General features: G+C 69.0%; 13 protein-coding genes. 8 read left to right on the forward strand and 5 right to left on the reverse strand.

What is annotated here, in order from left to right; translation table 11 throughout:
- Position 1: 1 nt before the first annotated feature.
- From gspD to gspF, 3 genes are read left to right on the forward strand one after another with little or no spacing between them, the layout of a single operon-like run.
- Complete coding sequence (gene gspD, locus BDD16_RS03400) at positions 2-2,185, forward strand: type II secretion system secretin GspD (RefSeq protein ID WP_179632646.1); 2,184 nt, start codon at positions 2-4, stop codon at positions 2,183-2,185.
- A 2-nt stretch (positions 2,186-2,187) separates the two neighbouring features.
- A complete protein-coding gene (gene gspE, locus BDD16_RS03405) occupies positions 2,188-3,603 on the forward strand; it encodes a type II secretion system ATPase GspE (RefSeq protein WP_179632647.1) in 1,416 nt (471 codons plus the stop codon).
- Between the two features lie 24 nt (positions 3,604-3,627).
- Positions 3,628-4,851 carry a type II secretion system inner membrane protein GspF gene (gene gspF / locus BDD16_RS03410; protein WP_179632648.1) on the forward strand — a complete coding sequence of 408 codons (1,224 nt, stop codon included), beginning with the start codon at positions 3,628-3,630 and terminating at the stop codon, positions 4,849-4,851.
- A gap of 27 nt (positions 4,852-4,878) precedes the next feature.
- Here gspF and BDD16_RS03415 read toward each other — a convergent pair whose 3' ends face one another.
- The 3 genes from BDD16_RS03415 to BDD16_RS03425 form a co-directional block, all read right to left on the reverse strand.
- Positions 4,879-5,136, reverse strand: a complete 258-nt coding sequence (locus tag BDD16_RS03415) for a MoaD/ThiS family protein (protein WP_179632649.1) — start codon at positions 5,134-5,136, stop codon at positions 4,879-4,881.
- A 5-nt stretch (positions 5,137-5,141) separates the two neighbouring features.
- The gene (locus BDD16_RS03420; RefSeq protein WP_179632650.1) at positions 5,142-6,311 is read right to left on the reverse strand and encodes a WD40/YVTN/BNR-like repeat-containing protein; all 1,170 of its coding nucleotides are present in this window, start codon (positions 6,309-6,311) and stop codon (positions 5,142-5,144) included.
- Between the two features lie 84 nt (positions 6,312-6,395).
- A complete protein-coding gene (locus tag BDD16_RS03425) occupies positions 6,396-8,180 on the reverse strand; it encodes a diguanylate cyclase (protein ID WP_179632651.1) in 1,785 nt (594 codons plus the stop codon).
- A 214-nt stretch (positions 8,181-8,394) separates the two neighbouring features.
- On the opposite strand from BDD16_RS03425, the gene BDD16_RS03430 reads away from it, so the two are divergent.
- A complete protein-coding gene (locus BDD16_RS03430; protein WP_179632652.1) occupies positions 8,395-9,405 on the forward strand; it encodes an AAA family ATPase in 1,011 nt (336 codons plus the stop codon).
- Here the strand turns inward: BDD16_RS03430 and BDD16_RS03435 are convergent.
- Entirely contained in the window at positions 9,402-11,135 is a 1,734-nt protein-coding gene (locus BDD16_RS03435; RefSeq protein ID WP_179632653.1) for a diguanylate cyclase, read from the reverse strand. The two genes, BDD16_RS03430 and BDD16_RS03435, sit on opposite strands and share 4 nt — an antisense overlap.
- A 156-nt stretch (positions 11,136-11,291) precedes the next feature.
- Positions 11,292-12,029, reverse strand: coding sequence for a Crp/Fnr family transcriptional regulator (locus BDD16_RS03440; protein ID WP_179632654.1), 738 nt, complete (start codon positions 12,027-12,029; stop codon positions 11,292-11,294).
- Positions 12,030-12,205: 176 nt separating this feature from the next.
- Here BDD16_RS03440 and BDD16_RS03445 point away from each other — a divergent pair, with 176 nt between their 5' ends.
- From BDD16_RS03445 to BDD16_RS03460, 4 genes are all read left to right on the forward strand, one after another.
- Positions 12,206-14,152 carry an AMP-dependent synthetase/ligase gene (locus BDD16_RS03445; protein WP_179632655.1) on the forward strand — a complete coding sequence of 649 codons (1,947 nt, stop codon included), beginning with the start codon at positions 12,206-12,208 and terminating at the stop codon, positions 14,150-14,152.
- Positions 14,153-14,950 carry an ABC transporter ATP-binding protein gene (locus tag BDD16_RS03450; protein ID WP_179632656.1) on the forward strand — a complete coding sequence of 266 codons (798 nt, stop codon included), beginning with the start codon at positions 14,153-14,155 and terminating at the stop codon, positions 14,948-14,950. It abuts the gene before it with no gap.
- 117 nt (positions 14,951-15,067) lie between these two features.
- Entirely contained in the window at positions 15,068-16,024 is a 957-nt protein-coding gene (locus BDD16_RS03455) for an IS1595 family transposase (protein WP_179632657.1), read from the forward strand.
- A gap of 4 nt (positions 16,025-16,028) precedes the next feature.
- Positions 16,029-16,958 carry a branched-chain amino acid ABC transporter permease gene (locus BDD16_RS03460; protein WP_179632658.1) on the forward strand — a complete coding sequence of 310 codons (930 nt, stop codon included), beginning with the start codon at positions 16,029-16,031 and terminating at the stop codon, positions 16,956-16,958.
- Positions 16,959-16,968 lie beyond the last annotated feature (10 nt).

A 16,968-nucleotide genomic window follows, 5' to 3' on the forward strand; every position in this document is an offset into this window, starting at 1 on the left:
CATGACGCTGTGCCCCCGCCCCTCCGCCCCGCGCCGCGTGCTCGCCGCGGCGCTGGCCGGCACCCTGGCCCTCGGCCACCTCACGCCGCTGCAGGCGCAGCAATCCCGCCGCGCGGCAACCCCCGCCACGGCCAAAGTGACGGTGAACTTCGTCAACGCCGACATCGAGGCGGTGTCCCGCGCGATGGCCGCCATCGTCAAGCGCCAGATCCTGGTCGACCCCCGGGTGCGCGGCCAGATGACGCTCTACAGCGAACAGCCGCTGACCGAACGCGAGGCCTTCCTGAACTACCTCTCGGTGCTGCGCGGGCTGGGCTTCACGGTGGTGGATGTCGCCGGGCTGCTCAAGGTCGTGCCCGAGGCCGAGGCCAAGCTGCAGACCGGCACCGTCTCGGTCGGCAACGTCATGCGCACCGGCGACCAGATCCTCACGCAGGTCTTTCCGCTCAAGCACGAGAACGTCAACAACCTCGTGACCGTGCTGCGCCCGCTGATCACGCCCAACAACACCATCAACGCCAACCCCGGCAACAACACGCTGGTCATCACCGACTACGCCGACAACCTGCAGCGCCTGGCCCGCATCATCGCGGCGCTGGACACGCCCGCGGCCACGGATGTCGAGGTGATTCCCATCAAGAACGGCTCGGCCTCGGACCTCGCGCCGATGGTGCAGCGCTTCGCCGACTCCTCGGCCGGCGGCACGCCCGGCGCGCCGGCGGCGATGTCCGGCGGCGTGTCGATCATGGCCGACCCGCGCACCAACTCGCTGCTGGTGCGGGCGCCCAACGCGGCACGGCTGGCCGTCATCCGCGGCGTGATCGACAAGCTCGACCGGCCCGGCCCGCCCGGCACGGCGGCCGGCAACATCTACGTCGTCTACCTGAAGAACGCCGACGCGACCCGGCTGGCCACCGTGCTGCGTGCCGCCTATGGCGGTGGTGGCGGCAGCGCTGCGTCAGGCAGCGGCACGGGCACCAGCGGCAGCACGGGGCTCGGCGCCACCGGCGCCAACGCAGGCGGCATGTCCACGGCCATCGGCGGCCAGACGGGCACCGGCGCATCGACGCAGTCGACCAGCCCGGTCAGCGCCTCGGCCAGCCCTTCCACGGGGGGCTTCGTGCAGGCCGATCCCTCGACCAACTCGCTGATCATCACCGCGCCCGAGCCGGTCTACCGCCAGTTGCGCGCCGTCATCGACCAGCTCGATGCCCGCCGCGCGCAGGTCTACGTCGAGTCGATGATCGTCAAGATGGACGCCAGCCAGGCGGCTGAGTTCGGCTTCCAGTGGCAGGGCCTGCTGGGCAAGAACGGCGACAAGTACGGCGTGGTGGCCGGCACCAACTACAGCTCGACCAGCGGCGCCGGCTCCAACCTCGTCACCCTGTCGCAGTCGACCACCAGCACGGGAGTCAACCTCGGGGCCGGCCTGAACGTCGGACTGATCCAGGCCATCAACGGCGTCTACACGCTGGGCGCGCTGGCACGCTTCCTCGAAAGCAGCACCGGCGCCAACATCCTGTCGACCCCGAATCTGGTCGCCCTCGACAACGAGGAGGCCAAGATCGTGATCGGCCAGAACGTGCCCTTCATCACCGGCAGCTTCACCAACACCGGCACCGGCACCGGCTCGACCAACCCGTTCCAGACCATCGAGCGCAAGGACGTCGGCCTGACGCTGCGCATCAAGCCGCAGATCGGCGAAAGCGGCACGGTGCGCATGCAGATCTACCAGGAGAACTCCAGCGTCATCGCCGGCACGACCTCCTCCAGCGCCGGCCCCTCGACCGAGAAAAGCTCGATCGAGACCTCGGTGGTGGTGGACGACGGCCAGATCATGGTGCTGGGCGGGCTGCTCAAGGACGAGTACGCCGACGGCGAAGACCGCGTGCCCGGACTGGCCAGCATCCCGCTGGTGGGCAACCTGTTCAAGGCGCAGAACCGCAAGCGCATCAAGACCAACCTGCTGGTCTTCCTGCGCCCGGTCGTGATGCGCACGCAGGACGACGCCAACGCGCTGACCCTGGACCGCTACGACATGATCCGCGCCCGCCAGCAGGACGGCCAGCCCAAACCCTCGTCGGTGCTGGGCATCAACGAGTCGCCCGTGCTGCCCGAGCAGCGCCGCGGCGAGCGCGCGACACCGTCGTCGCCGTCCCTGTCCGCTTCCTCGCCGAGCCGCTGACCGTGCGCCATCCCCTGCCCTACGCCTGGGCCAAGGCCCAGCGCCTGCTGCTCGAAGACGATGGCGACCGCCTGGTTCTCTGGGCAGACGCCGAGGCACCCCGCGCCGCGCTGGCCGAGGTGCTGCGCCTGCACGCCATCGACGCCATCGAGCGCGAAGCCCCCGAGCGCCTCGCCCAGCGCATCGCGCAGGCCTACGCGGGTGGCGAGTCCAGCGCCGCGGCGGTGGTCGGCGAGGTGGAAAGCGCGGTCGACCTGAGCCGGATGATGCAGGACCTGCCCGCAGTGGAAGACCTGCTCGAAGCCGCCAACGACGCGCCGATCATCCGCATGCTCAACGCGCTGCTGACGCAGGCGGCCAAGGACGGCGCGAGCGACATCCACATCGAGCCGTACGAGCGCTCGTCGGCGGTGCGCTTCCGCGTGGACGGCACGCTGCGCGAGGTGGTGCAGCCGAACAAGGCCCTGCACGCCGCGCTGATCAGCCGGCTGAAGATCATGGCCGAGCTGGACATCGCCGAGAAGCGCCTGCCGCAGGACGGCCGCATCTCGCTGCGCATCGGCGGCCGTGCCATCGACGTGCGCGTCTCGACGCTGCCGGGCGTGCATGGCGAGCGCGCGGTGCTGCGCCTGCTCGACAAGGGCGAGGCCAAGTTCTCGCTGCAGGGTCTGGGCATGCAGGGCGACACCTACACGCGCTTCTCCAGCCGCATCCAGCAGCCGCACGGCATCGTGCTGGTCACCGGCCCGACCGGCTCGGGCAAGACCACCACGCTCTACGCCGCGCTCGGCCAGCTGGACACCAGCACCACCAATGTGCTGACCGTCGAGGACCCGGTGGAGTACGAACTCGCGGGCATCGGGCAGACGCAGGTCAACGCCAAGATCGACCTGACCTTCGCCAAGGCCCTGCGCGCCATCCTGCGACAGGACCCGGACGTCATCATGATCGGCGAGATCCGCGACCACGAGACGGCGCAGATTGCGGTCCAGGCCTCGCTGACCGGCCACCTCGTGCTCGCCACGCTGCACACCAACGACGCGCCGAGCGCCGTCACGCGGCTGACGGACATGGGGATCGAGCCCTTCCTGCTGAGTTCGTCGCTGCTGGGCGTGCTCGCGCAGCGGCTGGTGCGCAAGCTGTGTCCGGCGTGCAAGCGCGAGGGCGACGACGGCCGCTGGCACCCGGTCGGCTGCGAGGCCTGCGGCCACAGCGGCTACAAGGGCCGCACGGGGGTGTACGAGCTGATGGTGGTCGACGACGCCGTGCGCGCGCTCATCCACAGCCGCGCCAGCGAGTCGGAGCTGATCGCCGCGGCCCGCGCCGGCGGCCTGCGCTCGATGCGCGAGGACGGCGAGCGGCTGGTCGCCACCGGCGTCACCTCGCTGGAAGAACTGCTGCGCGTCACGCGCGACTGATCCCGACAGGCCACACCCGAACCCATGCCCGCCTACCGATTCGAAGCCCTCGACGCCGCCGGCAAGACCCAGACCGGGCTGCTGGACGGCGACAACGCCAAGGCGGTGCGCTCGCAGCTGCGGGCGCGGGCGCTGGTGCCGCTGGACGTGCAGCTGGTCGAATCGGAAGCGACGGCCACCGCGGCGGCCGGCGGCTCGATGATGCGGCGGCGGGTGTTCTCGGCCACGACGCTGGCGATCTGGACCCGGCAGCTCGCCGGACTGGTCGGCGCCGGCCTGCCGCTGGAGCGTGCGCTGACCGCCCTCGCCGACGAGGCCGAGGACCCGCGCCAGCGCGAACTGCTCGCCCACCTGCGCGCCGAGGTGAATGGCGGCTCGCCGTTTGCCAGCGCGCTCGGCAACGCACCGCGCGAATTCGACGATGTCTACCGCGCCGTGGTCGCCGCCGGCGAGCAGAGCGGGCAGCTCGGCCGCGTGCTGGAAAAGCTGGCCGACGACCTGGAGGAACGCCAGGCGCTGAAATCGCGGCTGGTGGGCGCGACGCTGTATCCGGCCATCGTGTCGGTGGTGGCGATCGTGATCGTGGTCTTCCTGGTCACCTATGTGGTGCCGCAGGTGGCACAGGTCTTCGCCGGCAGCAAGAAGGCCCTGCCCTTCCTGACCAGCGCGATGCTGGCGCTGAGCGCGTTCCTGCGCCACTGGGGCTGGGCGCTGCTGCTGGCGCTGATCGGTGCGGGCGCGCTGCTCGTCATGGCGCGGCGCAATGAAGCCACGCGCGAACGACTCGACGCGATGGTGCTGACGCTGCCCATCGTCGGCCGGCTGGCGCGCAGCTACAACGCGGCCCGCTTCGCCGGCACGCTGGCGATGCTGGCGGGCTCGGGCGTGCCGATCCTGAAGGCCCTGCAGGCGGCGGCCGAGACCCTGTCCAACCGCGCCATGCGCGCCGACGCGCTGGCCGCGCTGGTGCAGGTCCGCGAAGGCGCGCCGCTGGCCTCGGCGCTGTCGTCGAAGAAGCGCTTCCCCGGCCTGCTGTCGATGTTCGCCCGCCTGGGCGAGCAGACCGGCGAGCTGCCGGTGATGCTGCAGCGCGCCGCCACCCAGCTCGGCGCCGAGGTCCAGCGGCGTGCGATGCAGATGGCCACCATCCTGGAGCCGATGCTGATCGTGGTGATGGGCGCGATGGTGATGGTGATCGTGCTGGCGGTGCTGCTGCCGATCATCCAGCTCAATACCTTCGTCAAGTGAGCCCAGGGCGCAGACGCGGGCGGGGCATCACCCGCCGCTCAGCGCCAGCACGAAGTTGATCTGCTCGGTCGGCGGCAATGGCGCGTTCAGGTCGAACAGCGGCCGCCCGTTGACGAAGACCCGCAGATGCGGGCGGATGCGCTCCTGTTCATCGACGATGCGGAAGCGCAGGCCCGGATACCGCGCCTCCAGGCCGTCCAGCACGGCGCCCAGCGTGCCGCCCGCGCCATCAACGAGCGCCGCCCCGGTGTAGGACTGCAGCGCCGACGGGATCAGCACCTTCATCGCCGTCACCGTAGAGCCACCACGTCGAGCGCGTAGATCTCCGGCAGGTGCGCCATCAGTGGCGCCCACGCGGCACCCTCGTCACGGCTGAGCCAGAGTTCGCCGCTGGTCGTGCCCAGGTACAGCCCCACCGGATCGCCCGCATCGGCGCACATCGCCTGGCGCTTCACCGTCCACCAGGCCTGCTGGCGCGGAAAACCGGCATCCTGGCGCTGCCAGGTCCGGCCAGCGTTGCGCGTGACGTAGGCGGCCGGCTTGCCCTGCGGGCTGGTGCGGGGCCAGACCGTGCTGCCATCCATCGGAAAGACCCAGGCGGTGTCGGCGTCGCGCGGGTGCACCACCATCGGGAAGCCGATGCTGCCGACCTTGGCCGGCATGCCGGCGCCGATCGAGACCCAGTCCCTGGCGGGCTGGTCGAGCCGGTAGATGCCGCAGTGGTTCTGCTGGTAGAGCCGGTCCGGCCGGCTCGGGCACAGCCGCACGCAGTGCGGATCGTGGAAGGTGACGACGGCCGGATCGAAGCCCTCGACCACGGCCATGCCACCGACGCATGGGGTCCAGCTCTGGCCGCCATCGGTGCTCTCGTGGACACCGCCGCCGGACATGGCGATCCAGAGGTGCCGGCCGTCGCGCGGGTCCACGAGGATCGAGTGCAGCTTGGGGCCGTCCGGGGTGCCGTCCTGCACGGTGCCCATCCACTCGCGGAACTGCGGGTCGTCGTTCAGCGTGGAAAACGGCGCCCAGGTGACGCCGCCGTCCTCCGAGCGGAAGAGCCCCTGCGGCGAGGTGCCGGCATACCAGACGCCGGGCTCGCTGGCGATGCCGGGCGTGAGCCAGAACGTGTGGTCGACGACGCGCCCCGTCTGGCCGGCCGGGGCCTTGGCGAACGCCGGCGGGCGGGCGGCCTCGGTCCAGGTGTGGCCGAAGTCGGTGGAGCGGAACACGGTCGGGCCGAGGTGGCCGGTGCGGGCCGCGGCGAGCAGGGTCTGCCCGTCGCGCGGATCGAGCACCAGGTGGCTGATCGTGTGGCCGAGGAAGTGCGGGCCGTCGACGCGCCAGGTCTGGCGTTTCGCGTCACCGTGCAGGATCCACGCGCCTTTGCGCGTGGCCACCAGCAGGACAAAGGCCCCGACACGTCGGGAGCGGGAAGACACCGTGCGCGGCAGATCGGCCATGGGAACTCCTTCGAACCAGGCGGCGCCGAGTATGTCGCGCGGCAGGTGCAGCGTCCACCCGCAGGGACCCGCACCCGCCCGGGCTCAGGCTGGCGCCAGACGGCGCACCTGTCCCTTGCCAGCCTGCTTGCCCAGGTACATCGCCTGGTCGGCCCGCCGCATCAGCTCGACCACGTCCCAGCCATCCACCGGCGACAGCGCGTAGCCGATGGTCGCCCCGACCACGCAGGGCCCTGCGCGCAGCAGCATCGGCGCCACCAGCGCCTGCTGCAGCGCCGTGCCGATGCGCCGGGCGGCGGCGTCGTCCGGCAGGTCGCTGACCAGCACGACGAACTCGTCACCGCCGGTGCGCGCGGCCAGGTCGGTTTCGCGCACCTGCCGGCGCAGCCGGACACCCGCTTCGACCAGCACCGCGTCGCCCGCGTCATGGCCCAGGCGGTCGTTGATCTGCTTGAACCCGTCCAGGTCGATCAGGTAGAGCGCGACCTGCCGGTCCGGATGGGCCCGTGCCAGCAGCGGCAACACCGCCCCGTGCAGACCGCGCCGGTTGAGCAGGCCGGTGAGCGCATCGGTGTCGGCCAGCTGGCGCAGGCGATCGCTGTCGCGGGTGGCACGTTCGGCGGCACCACGCAGCTGCTCGACCCGCATCCCCATCACCAGCAGCCACAGCACCATCTCCACGAGCGATCCGACCTGCAAGGCATGCATGGTGTAGACCGTGGCCGGCACCTGCCCGTTCACCAGCCGGGCCATCGTCACGCCGCCCACGGCATAGAGTGCCCAGCCCACAAAGACATAGGCGGCGGCGCGGTCTCCCTGGCGCCAGCGCATCCAGGCAAACGGCAAGGCCAGGAACATCGGCAGCTGGCCCATGAGCTTGGCCATCTGCTGTGCGCTGCGGTAGCCGATGACGTCCGTCAGCAGCAGCGCGACCGAGACCGCCGCAGCCCAAGCCCCGGCATGCATCACCCGGGACATCAGCGGTGACAGGCCGCGGATGTCCAGCACCCGGTCGATGAACAGGAACGCACCCAGCGCGCTCAGCAGCACGCAGGCGGGCGACAGCACCGCCGAGACCCAGACATGCTCGCCCCAGAGGTGCTGCAACCCGAGCCCGTTGTAGGAGAACAGGTAGAGCCCGATGCCGAACACGCTGAGGCCGTAATAGAGAAACAGCGCGTCCCGCAGGCTGAACCACTGGGTGAGGCTGTACAGCAGCAGGCACAGCATCACGCCGGTGGAGATGCCCTGCACCAGCTGCACGCGGTCTTCGCCCTGGTGGTAGACATCCGGGGTGACGAAGCGGATGGGCGCGATGACGGTGCCCTCGCTGGCCACGCGCAGCACCAGCGTGTAGCGGCCGGGGGCCAGATCCAGCGGCAGGACATGCGTGCGGGTCGGCAGGGCGCGCCAGGACAAGGGGCGCGCGTCGCCCGCGCGCTGGGCGGCTTCCGGCAGCGGCCGGCCATCGTGCAGCACCTGCAGATCCACCAGATCCAGCTGGGGATTGCCCACGTCGAGCAGCCAGGTGCCGAGCGCGGACGACCGAAGCTCGATCTCCCAGACCAGCCAGACGGCACCCCGTCGTTCCCCGAAATTGGCGGCGGGCACCATGGGCCGCTCCCGCTGCGGCAGGCGCGTGCGCACCTCGTCGAGTGTCCACTGCCTGCGCTCGTCGTACAGCACCGACACCGCTGGCCAGACATTGATCGGCTGGTGCCGGTCGCTCAGCACGATCGGCGCTTGCGCCAAGCGCTCGGCCGCCAGCGCCGACAGGCAGACGAGGCTGCACGCCAGCAGCCACATCCGCCGCCAGTGCCGCAGCGCCCGGATCGGCCGCGCACACCAGATTCGGCACCAGACCGTCATTCAGAGCCTTCCAGAATCAGGAAACGTCCATCAGGGAACGTCTTCCGGTTTCGGCAGATGGGCCCAAAGCTGAAGCGCGGGGGGGCTTCCCCCGGTCCGGTCGGCAGAACTACCCGCGGTTGCGGGTGCTTCCCCGCTGTGCGCTGTACCTGGCTTGCGGCATGCTAGTCACCACGGGTGCCCCCCACCCCTGACGTGTCTTCCGGAGGTTTGCATGAGCCAACGCTGCACCGATCTCGTCTGCGCCGACCTCGGCCGTTCGAGCGCCATCCCCATCGCGCGGATGCGACACCTCTACCGCCTCGACGAGGTCGAACGCCGCCTGACCCGGCTGGTGTCCAAGGACCACGAACAGCTGCGCTCCACCTATGAACGCATGCTGGAAAAAGGCCCGGAACGCTTCCAGGTCAAGCCCTCCGGCCTGCCGGTGATGGACCACCTCTACGACGAGCTGCCCAACTTCCACCCCGTGCTCGACGACGTGCGCCGCCAGCTCGCCCTGTGCGAGGACAGCGGCGATGCGCTGGAGATCACGCCCATGCTGCTGCTCGGCCCGCCGGGCGTGGGCAAGACCCACTTCGCCCGCGAACTGTCGCAACTGCTGGGCACCGGCATGGGCTTCGTCTCAATGAGCTCGCTCACCGCCGGCTGGGTGCTCTCGGGCGCGTCGAGCCAGTGGAAGGGCGCGCGGCCGGGCAAGGTGTTCGAGACGCTGGTGGACGGCGCCTACGCCAACCCGCTGATCGTCGTGGACGAGATCGACAAGGCCGGCGGCGAACACGCCTATGACCCGCTCGGCTCGCTCTACAGCCTGCTGGAGCACGACACCGCGCACAGCTTCACCGACGAGTTCGCCGAAGTCCCGATCGACGCCAGCCAGGTGATCTGGGTCGCCACCGCCAACGACGAGCGCGCCATCCCCGAGCCCATCCTCAACCGGATGAACGTCTACGAGGTGCCGATGCCGGACGCGGACGCCGCCCGTCGCATCGCGCTGCGGCTGTACGCCGGCATCCGCGCCGCGCACGAGTGGGGCAGACGCTTCGACGACACGCCGTCGGAGGCGGTGCTGGAGCGTTTCGCCGAGATGGCGCCGCGCGAGATGCGCCGCGCCTGGATGACCGCCTTCGGCAATGCCAAGCTGGCACGGCGCACCACGATCGTGCAGGCGGACCTGCCCGACAGCGGTGCGGGCAAGCGCACGCCGATCGGTTTCGTGCACTAGCCAGCGCGCCGCAGTTGCCGCTTGCCGGCCAGCTTGCCGGCATACAGGGCCTGGTCGGCCTGCGCCAGCAGATGGCCGACGTCGGTGCCGTCGGTCGGGGACAGCGCAAAGCCGATGGTCGCCCCCACGCTGCAGGCGCCCCCCTCCAGCGAGACCGGGGCCTGCACCGACTGCAGCAGCTTGTCGCCGATGCGTACCGCCGCGTCCTCGTCGCGCAACTCGCCCACCACCACCACGAACTCGTCGCCACCGATGCGCGCCACCAGATCCGCCTGCCGGATCTGCATGCCCAGCCGGGCCGCGATCTCGATCAGCACCGAGTCACCCGCGTGGTGGCCGTGGCGGTCGTTGACCGGCTTGAAGCCGTCCAGATCGATCAGGTAAACCCCCACCAGCGCATCAGGACGGGCCCGCTGCAGCATCGGCACCACTGCGCCCTGCAGCCCCCGCCGGTTCAGCACGCCGGTCAGCGCATCGGTGTCCGCCAGGCGGCGCAGGCGTTCGCCGTCGTGCCGGTCCTGCTCGGCGGCGCGGCGCAGGGTATCCATCCGGATGCCCATCACCACCTGCCACATCACCATCTCGGCCAGCGAAGCCACCTGGAACACGTGCATCGTCACGGGGGTGGCAGGAATCCGGCCGCTGATCAGCAGCGCCAGCACGACCACGCCCGCCGTGTAGACCCCCCAGCCGATCAGGATGTAGCCGGTCGCCCGGTCCCCGCGGCGCCAGCGCCGCCAGGCGATCGGCAATGCCAGGATGGTGGGCACCTGGCCCATCAGCTTCGAGATCCGCTGCGCGTCGCGGTAGCTGATCACGCCTGCGAGCAGCAGCACCAGCGCCACCGTGCAGACCAGCGCCCCGCCGCGCATCAGCCGGGACAGCCAGGGCGAGGTGCTCCGGATCTCCAGCGCCCGGTCGATGAACAGGAAGGCACCGATGACCCCCACCAGGATGCAGGCCGGCGGCAGCAGCTCCGACACCCACAGCGCGTTGCCCCAGACGTGCTGCATGCCCATGCCCTGGAAGGAGAACTGGAAGATACCCACCCCGCCGACCCCGAGCGCGTAGTAGGCGAACATCCGGTCGCGCAGGCTGTACCACTGCGCCAGGCTGTAGATCAGCAGCGACAGCATCACGCCCGTCGCCAGACCTTGCAGCATCTGCACCCGTTCCTCGCGCATCTGGCGCTGCTGGGGTGTCGTCAGCCGCACGGGCACGATCATGCTGCCGGAGGTCTGCACCCGCAGCACCATCAGGTACCGGCCGGCCGACAGGTTCAGCGGCATCACATGGGTGCGGGTCGGCAGCGGCCGCTCCGACAGGCGCAGCCAGTCGCCGTTGCGGAGTTGTGCCGTCAGCCGGTCCTCGCGCAGGACGTACAGGTCGGCGTGGTCGAGCGCGGGATAGCCGACATCCAGCAACCACTCACCCGCGGCGGACTGCGTCACCTCCACGTCCCAGACCAGCCAGGCCACGCCGCCGAATTCGCCGAAATTCGAGGTCGGCACCTGCGGCGGACGGCGCTCGGACAGGCGGGCGAGCACGTCGGGCAGCGTCCAGACCGCGCGCTCCTCGGTCAGCACGGACAGCAGCGGCCAGACATCGACCTCGGTCTGCCGTGTCTCCAGCACCGCAATGCCCGGCGCACGGACCGGCCGTTCGGCACGGGCAGCCGCCACCAGCAGGCACCCGGCCAGCAGGACCGCCAGCCAGCGACCCACCACCACGGCACACCTCCGGAACAACGAACGACAACGTGACATGCAGTCTCGACCTGCGCGGGAACCTCCGCCCCCCCGCGCCCACGGCGAACCCGCATGGCACGGGTTCAGGTTCGTTGTCGACGCCTGCCGGCTGAACTTGACGCAGGACGCAGCCCGGGCTCAGTCCGGGTCAGGCGGCAGCGGTGACGCGCTGAGCGGTCCGTAGGCGCGCAGCCCGACCAGGTCCAGCACCCGCAGACCGCCATACTCGATGCGGATCAGCTGCCGCGCCTGCAGCACGCGCAGCGCCTCGTTGACCCGCTGGCGCGACAGCCCGACCAGGTAGCCCAGCTCCTGCTGCGTGATGCGCAGCACCTCGCCCACGCCCGGGTACAGCACCGGGTGGAACAGCGCCGACAGATTGCGCGCGACCCGCGAGTCCGGGTCATTGATGCGGTCGATCTCGCGCGCGGCGATGAACTGGCCGAGCCGCTCGTTGAGCTGGTTGAGCACGAAACGGTTGAACGGCAGGCTGTGTTCCAGCAACTCGTGGAACACCTCGACCGGCACACCCGCCACCACCGTGCGGCGCAGGGCCTCGATGTTGTAGCGGTAAGGCTCGCCCTTGAGCAGCGTGCCCTCGCCGAACCAGGCGCCAGGGGGCACGCCGGTGAAGGTGATCGGCGTGCCCATGATGTTGTCGCTGCTCATCTTGAGCAATCCATCGATGACGCCGAACCAGTAGGTCGCCGGCCGGCCGACCCGGCAGATGTACTCCCCGGGATCGGCCTGCACCGAACGCAGGGACGCCAGCGCCAGCTGCCGGTGCGCCGGTGCGAGCTGCGCCAGCCACGGGATTTCGGCAATCTCGCGCCCGGTGGGCAGGCGCGAGCGCTCGCGCAGGGCGGTCAGGCTCATCCAGATCTCCTCCAGAACGGGAAACTCCGCTTGGGAATGTCCCTAGGATTGTCGTCAGGTTGACATCCTGACGTCAAACCCGGGCATACGATGCACCACAACGAACCGGCTCAGACGCCTTTTCTCTTGCACTGCTCCACTTTTCACCCTTCCCCCACAACCCGAGGAGACGCGTGGTGACCACGACATTTCCGCGCCTGCTGCTGGACCATGCCCAGCGCCGACCCGATGCGCCGGCCCTGCGAGAAAAAGAATACGGCATCTGGCAGACCCTGAGCTGGAAAGCACTGACCGCGCAGGTCCGCCGCATGGCCGGCGGTCTGGCGGCAGCCGGCCTGCAGCGTGGCCAGCACCTCGTGGTGATCGGCGACAACCGCCCGCGCCTGACGATGACGATGCTGGCGGCGCAGAGCCTGGGGGCGATCCCGATTCCGCTGTACCAGGATGCCACCGGCCCCGAGTGTGTCTTCCCGCTGAACAACGCCGAAGTGGTCTTCGCCGTGGTCGAGGACCAGGAGCAGGTCGACAAGCTGCTGGAAATCCGGGACCAGTGCCCGCTGCTGACGCGCATCTGGTTCGACGATCCGCGCGGCCTGCGCAAGTACAGCGAGCCGGGCCTGGCCTCGGTCGACGAGCTGCTCGCCGCCGGTGACGCCTACGAGCGCCAGAACGCCAACTTCTTCGAGAAGTCGATCGAGACCGTGCGTCCGGAGGACGTGGCCTCGATGTTCTTCACCTCGGGCACGACCGGCAATCCCAAGGGCGTCGTCCACACCCACGGCTCGCTGACCGACCGCGCACAGGCGGGCGCCACCTTCGACAAGCTGACCAGCAGCGAAGAGGTGCTCGCCTACCTGCCGCCGGCCTGGATCGGCCAGAACATCTTCAGCTACGCGCAGTGGCTGGTCTGCGGCTATGTGGTGAACTGCCCCGAATCGGCGGCGACCACGACGATCGACCTGAAGGAGATCGGCCCGACCTACTACTTCGCGCCACCCCGGGTGTTCGAAGGCCTGCTGACCAGCGTCACGATCCGCATGGAAGACGCCGGCGGCCTCAAGAAGAGCCTGTTCAAGTCCTTCATGGCGCATGCCAAGCAGGTCGGCCCGGCGCTGATGGACGGCAAGCCGGTCGGCCTGTTCGACAAGCTGAAGTACGCGGTCGGCGACCTGTGCATCTACGGCCCGCTGCGCAACTCGCTGGGCTTCAGCCGGGTGCGCGTGGCCTACACCGCCGGCGAGGCGATCGGCCCGGACCTGTTCACTTTCTACCGCTCGATCGGCGTCAACCTGAAGCAGCTCTACGGCTCGACCGAGACCGCCGTGTTCGTCTGCCTGCAGCCCGACCATGAAGCGCGCGCCGACACGGTAGGCGTGCCCTGCGACGGCGTGGAGATCAAGCTGGCCGACTCCGGCGAGATCATGATCAAGTCGCCGGGGCTGCTGAAGGAGTACTACAAGAACCCCAAGGCGACCGAAGAGGTGCTGACCAAGGACGGCTGGTACCACAGCGGCGACGCCGGTTTCATCGACGCCCACGGCCACCTGAAGATCATCGACCGCGCCAAGGACGTCGGCCGGCTCCAGGGCGGTGCGCACGACGGCGCGATGTTTGCTCCGAAGTACGTCGAGAACAAGCTGAAGTTCTTCCCCTTCATCAAGGAGGCGGTGGCCTTCGGCGACAAGCGCGACCGGGTCTGCGCCTTCATCAACATCGACATGGAAGCGGTCGGCAACTGGGCCGAGCGGCGCAACCTGCCCTACGCCGGCTACGCGGACCTCGCGGGCAAGCCCGAGGTGCTGGAGATGATGCGCGCGTGCGTCGAGCAGACCAACGCCGACCTGGCGCAGGACGAGATGCTCGCCGGCAGCCAGATCCACCGCGTGCTCGTGCTGCACAAGGAACTCGACGCCGACGACGGCGAAATGACCCGCACCCGCAAGGTCAAGCGCGGCGCCATCGCCGACAAGTACAAGGTGCTGATCGACGCGATGTACGGCGGCAAGTCCGAGCAGTTCATCGAGACCGCCGTCAAGTTCGAGGACGGCCGCAGCGGCAGCGTCTCGGCGACGCTGAAGATCATCGACACGAAGACCTTTCCCGCCGTCCGGAGGGCTGCCTGAATGTCCGCCAACACCAGCGACAAGAACATCGGTGACGTCATCCTCGACGTCGCCAACATCAGCCTGCGCTTCGGCGGCGTCAAGGCGCTGACCGACATCAGCTTCAACGTGCGCGAGCACGAGGTGCGCGCCATCATCGGGCCGAACGGCGCGGGCAAGAGCTCGATGCTGAACTGCATCAACGGCGTCTACACCCCGCAGGAAGGCAAGATCAGCTTCCGCGGCCAGACCTTCAGCCACATGAACAGCCGGCAGGTCGCCGAGATGGGCGTGGCGCGCACGTTCCAGAACCTGGCGCTGTTCAAGGGCATGAGCGTGATCGACAACATCATGACCGGCCGCAACCTGAAGATGCGCACGAACCTGTTCCAGCAGGCGATCCGCTGGGGTGCCGCCGCCCGCGAAGAAGCGGCGCACCGGGAATTCGTCGAGCACATCATCGACTTCCTCGAGATCCAGGCCTTCCGCAAGACCCCCGTCGGCCGGCTGCCCTACGGCCTGCAGAAGCGCGTCGACCTGGGCCGCGCGCTGGCGATGGAGCCGCAGGTGCTGCTGCTGGACGAGCCGATGGCCGGCATGAACGTCGAGGAGAAGCAGGACATGTGCCGCTTCGTGCTCGACATCAACGAGGAGTTCGGCACCACCATCGTGCTGATCGAGCACGACATGGGCGTGGTGATGGACATCTCGGACCGCGTCGTCGTGCTGGACTACGGCAAGAAGATCGGGGACGGCACGCCGGACGAAGTCCGCGCCAACGAAGACGTGATCAGTGCCTATCTGGGCACCAGCCACTGAACGCCACGATCACGGGAGCACTGACATGGGATTTCCTGATTAGCAATGATCTTCAGCAAGGCCCTAGCCGACGATCAGGCGTAGCGTAGAAGGCAGACAAAGCGCAGGAGCGAGCACATGCCGATGAACCGAATCCAGTTCCAGCAAGGGATGTCGCTGCCGGAGTTCATGAGCAGCTTCGGCACGGAAGAGCAATGCGCCGAGGCGGTCAAGCAGGCACGCTGGCCCCAGGGCTTCGAGTGCCCGCGCTGCGGCACTGCGGCGCACTACGTGGTGGGCCAGGGCGCACGCAAGCTGTATCAATGCAACGGCTGCCGCCACCAGACTTCGCTGACCGCGGGCAGCCTGTTCGCGAGCACCAAGCTGCCGCTGAGAACGTGGTTCCTGGCGATCTACCTGCTCAGCCAGGCCAAGACGGGGCTGTCGGCGCTGGCGCTCAAGCGGCAGGTGGGCGTGAGCTACCCGACGGCGTGGCTGATGCACCAGAAGATCATGCACGCGATGGCCGAGCGGGAGAGCCAGCACCGGCTCGACGGCACGGTGCAGCTCGACGATGCCTACCTCGGCGGGGAGCGCAGCGGCGGCAAGGCGGGTCGGGGTTCGGAGAACAAGGTGCCGTTCGTGGCGGCGGTCTCGGTCAATGACCAGGGGCATCCGCAGTACGTCAAGCTCGCGCCGGTGAGCGGCTTCACGCTGGAGGCGGTGGGCCAGTGGGCGCAGGCGGCGCTGATGCCGGGAGCGCGGGTGGTCAGCGACGGGCTGGGGTGCTTCGCCGCGGTCACCAGCGCGGGCTGTCTGCACACGCCGATCGTGGTGGGGCAGCGCAAGCCGCGCGAGCTGCCCGAGTTCACCTGGGTCAACACGGTGCTGGGCAACCTGAAGACGACGTTGTCGGGTGCGTTCCATGCGTTCAAGTACCCCAAGTACGCCAGCAGCTACCTGGCAGCGTTCGCCTACCGCTTCAACCGTCGGTTCGACCTGCGCGAGTTGGTGGCTCGGCTCATCATCGATGTCTCGCGGTGCAAGCCTCGGGCTCAGCGGGTCGTTCGGGGGAATGCTGAGGATCGTTGCTAATCAGGTGGGATTTTTCCTCGAAGCACTCATCGGCGGCCTGATGACGGGCATGCTGTATTCGCTGATCGCGCTCGGCTTCGTGCTGATCTTCAAGGCGTCCGGCGTCTTCAACTTCGCGCAAGGGGCCATGGTGCTGTTCGCGGCCCTCGCCATGGCGCGGTTCGCCGAATGGATTCCGGCCCTGCTGCACATCGACAACAAGACCATCGGCAACATCCTCGCGTTCATCGGCGCCATGGGCGTGATGGTCATCGTGGCCTGGGTGATCGAGCGCTACGTGCTGGGCAAGCTGGTGAACCAGGAGGGCATCACGCTGCTGATGGCCACCCTCGGCATCACCTACTTCCTGGACGGCGCCGGCCAGACCCTGTTCGGATCGGACATCTACAAGATCGACGTCGGCCTGCCCAAGGACCCGATCTTCCTGTTCGAGACCGTGTTCCAGGGCGGCGTGCTGGTGGGGTCGGAAGACCTCTACGCCGCGCTGATCGCCGCGACGATGGTGGCCGTGCTGGCCGCGTTCTTCCAGTACACCTCGACCGGCCGCGCCCTGCGCGCGGTGGCCGACGACCACCAGGCCGCACAGTCCATCGGCATCCCGCTGAACCGCATCTGGGTCATCGTCTGGTCGGTGGCGGGCTTCGTGGCGCTGGTGGCCGGGATCATCTGGGGCTCCAAGCTCGGCGTGCAGTTCTCGCTGTCGCTGGTGGCGCTGAAGGCGCTGCCGGTGGTGATTCTGGGCGGGCTGACCTCGGTGCCCGGCGCGATCATCGGCGGGCTGATCATCGGCGTCGGCGAGAAGCTCTCCGAGGTCTACATCGGCCCGATGGTCGGCGGCGGCATCGAGATCTGGTTTGCCTATGCCCTGGCGCTGATCTTCCTGCTGGTGCGGCCGCAAGGGCTGTTCGGCGAAAAGATCATCGACCGCGTCTGAGGAGAAAAAT

This window comes from Sphaerotilus montanus (assembly GCF_013410775.1).
In the GTDB taxonomy this organism is placed as follows: domain Bacteria; phylum Pseudomonadota; class Gammaproteobacteria; order Burkholderiales; family Burkholderiaceae_C; genus Sphaerotilus; species Sphaerotilus montanus.

What these genes read in the sequence shown, in the direction of transcription:
- gspD (WP_179632646.1), top strand. Translation starts at nt 2, where the DNA reads ATGACGCTGTGCCCCCGCCCCTCCGCCCCGCGCCGCGTGCTCGCCGCG.
- BDD16_RS03430 (WP_179632652.1), top strand. Translation starts at nt 8,395, where the DNA reads ATGAGCCAACGCTGCACCGATCTCGTCTGCGCCGACCTCGGCCGTTCG.
- BDD16_RS03450 (WP_179632656.1), top strand. Translation starts at nt 14,153, where the DNA reads ATGTCCGCCAACACCAGCGACAAGAACATCGGTGACGTCATCCTCGAC.
- BDD16_RS03425 (WP_179632651.1), bottom strand. Translation starts at nt 8,180, where the DNA reads ATGACGGTCTGGTGCCGAATCTGGTGTGCGCGGCCGATCCGGGCGCTG.
- BDD16_RS03420 (WP_179632650.1), bottom strand. Translation starts at nt 6,311, where the DNA reads ATGGCCGATCTGCCGCGCACGGTGTCTTCCCGCTCCCGACGTGTCGGG.
- BDD16_RS03440 (WP_179632654.1), bottom strand. Translation starts at nt 12,029, where the DNA reads ATGAGCCTGACCGCCCTGCGCGAGCGCTCGCGCCTGCCCACCGGGCGC.
- gspF (WP_179632648.1), top strand. Translation starts at nt 3,628, where the DNA reads ATGCCCGCCTACCGATTCGAAGCCCTCGACGCCGCCGGCAAGACCCAG.
- BDD16_RS03415 (WP_179632649.1), bottom strand. Translation starts at nt 5,136, where the DNA reads ATGAAGGTGCTGATCCCGTCGGCGCTGCAGTCCTACACCGGGGCGGCG.
- BDD16_RS03455 (WP_179632657.1), top strand. Translation starts at nt 15,068, where the DNA reads ATGCCGATGAACCGAATCCAGTTCCAGCAAGGGATGTCGCTGCCGGAG.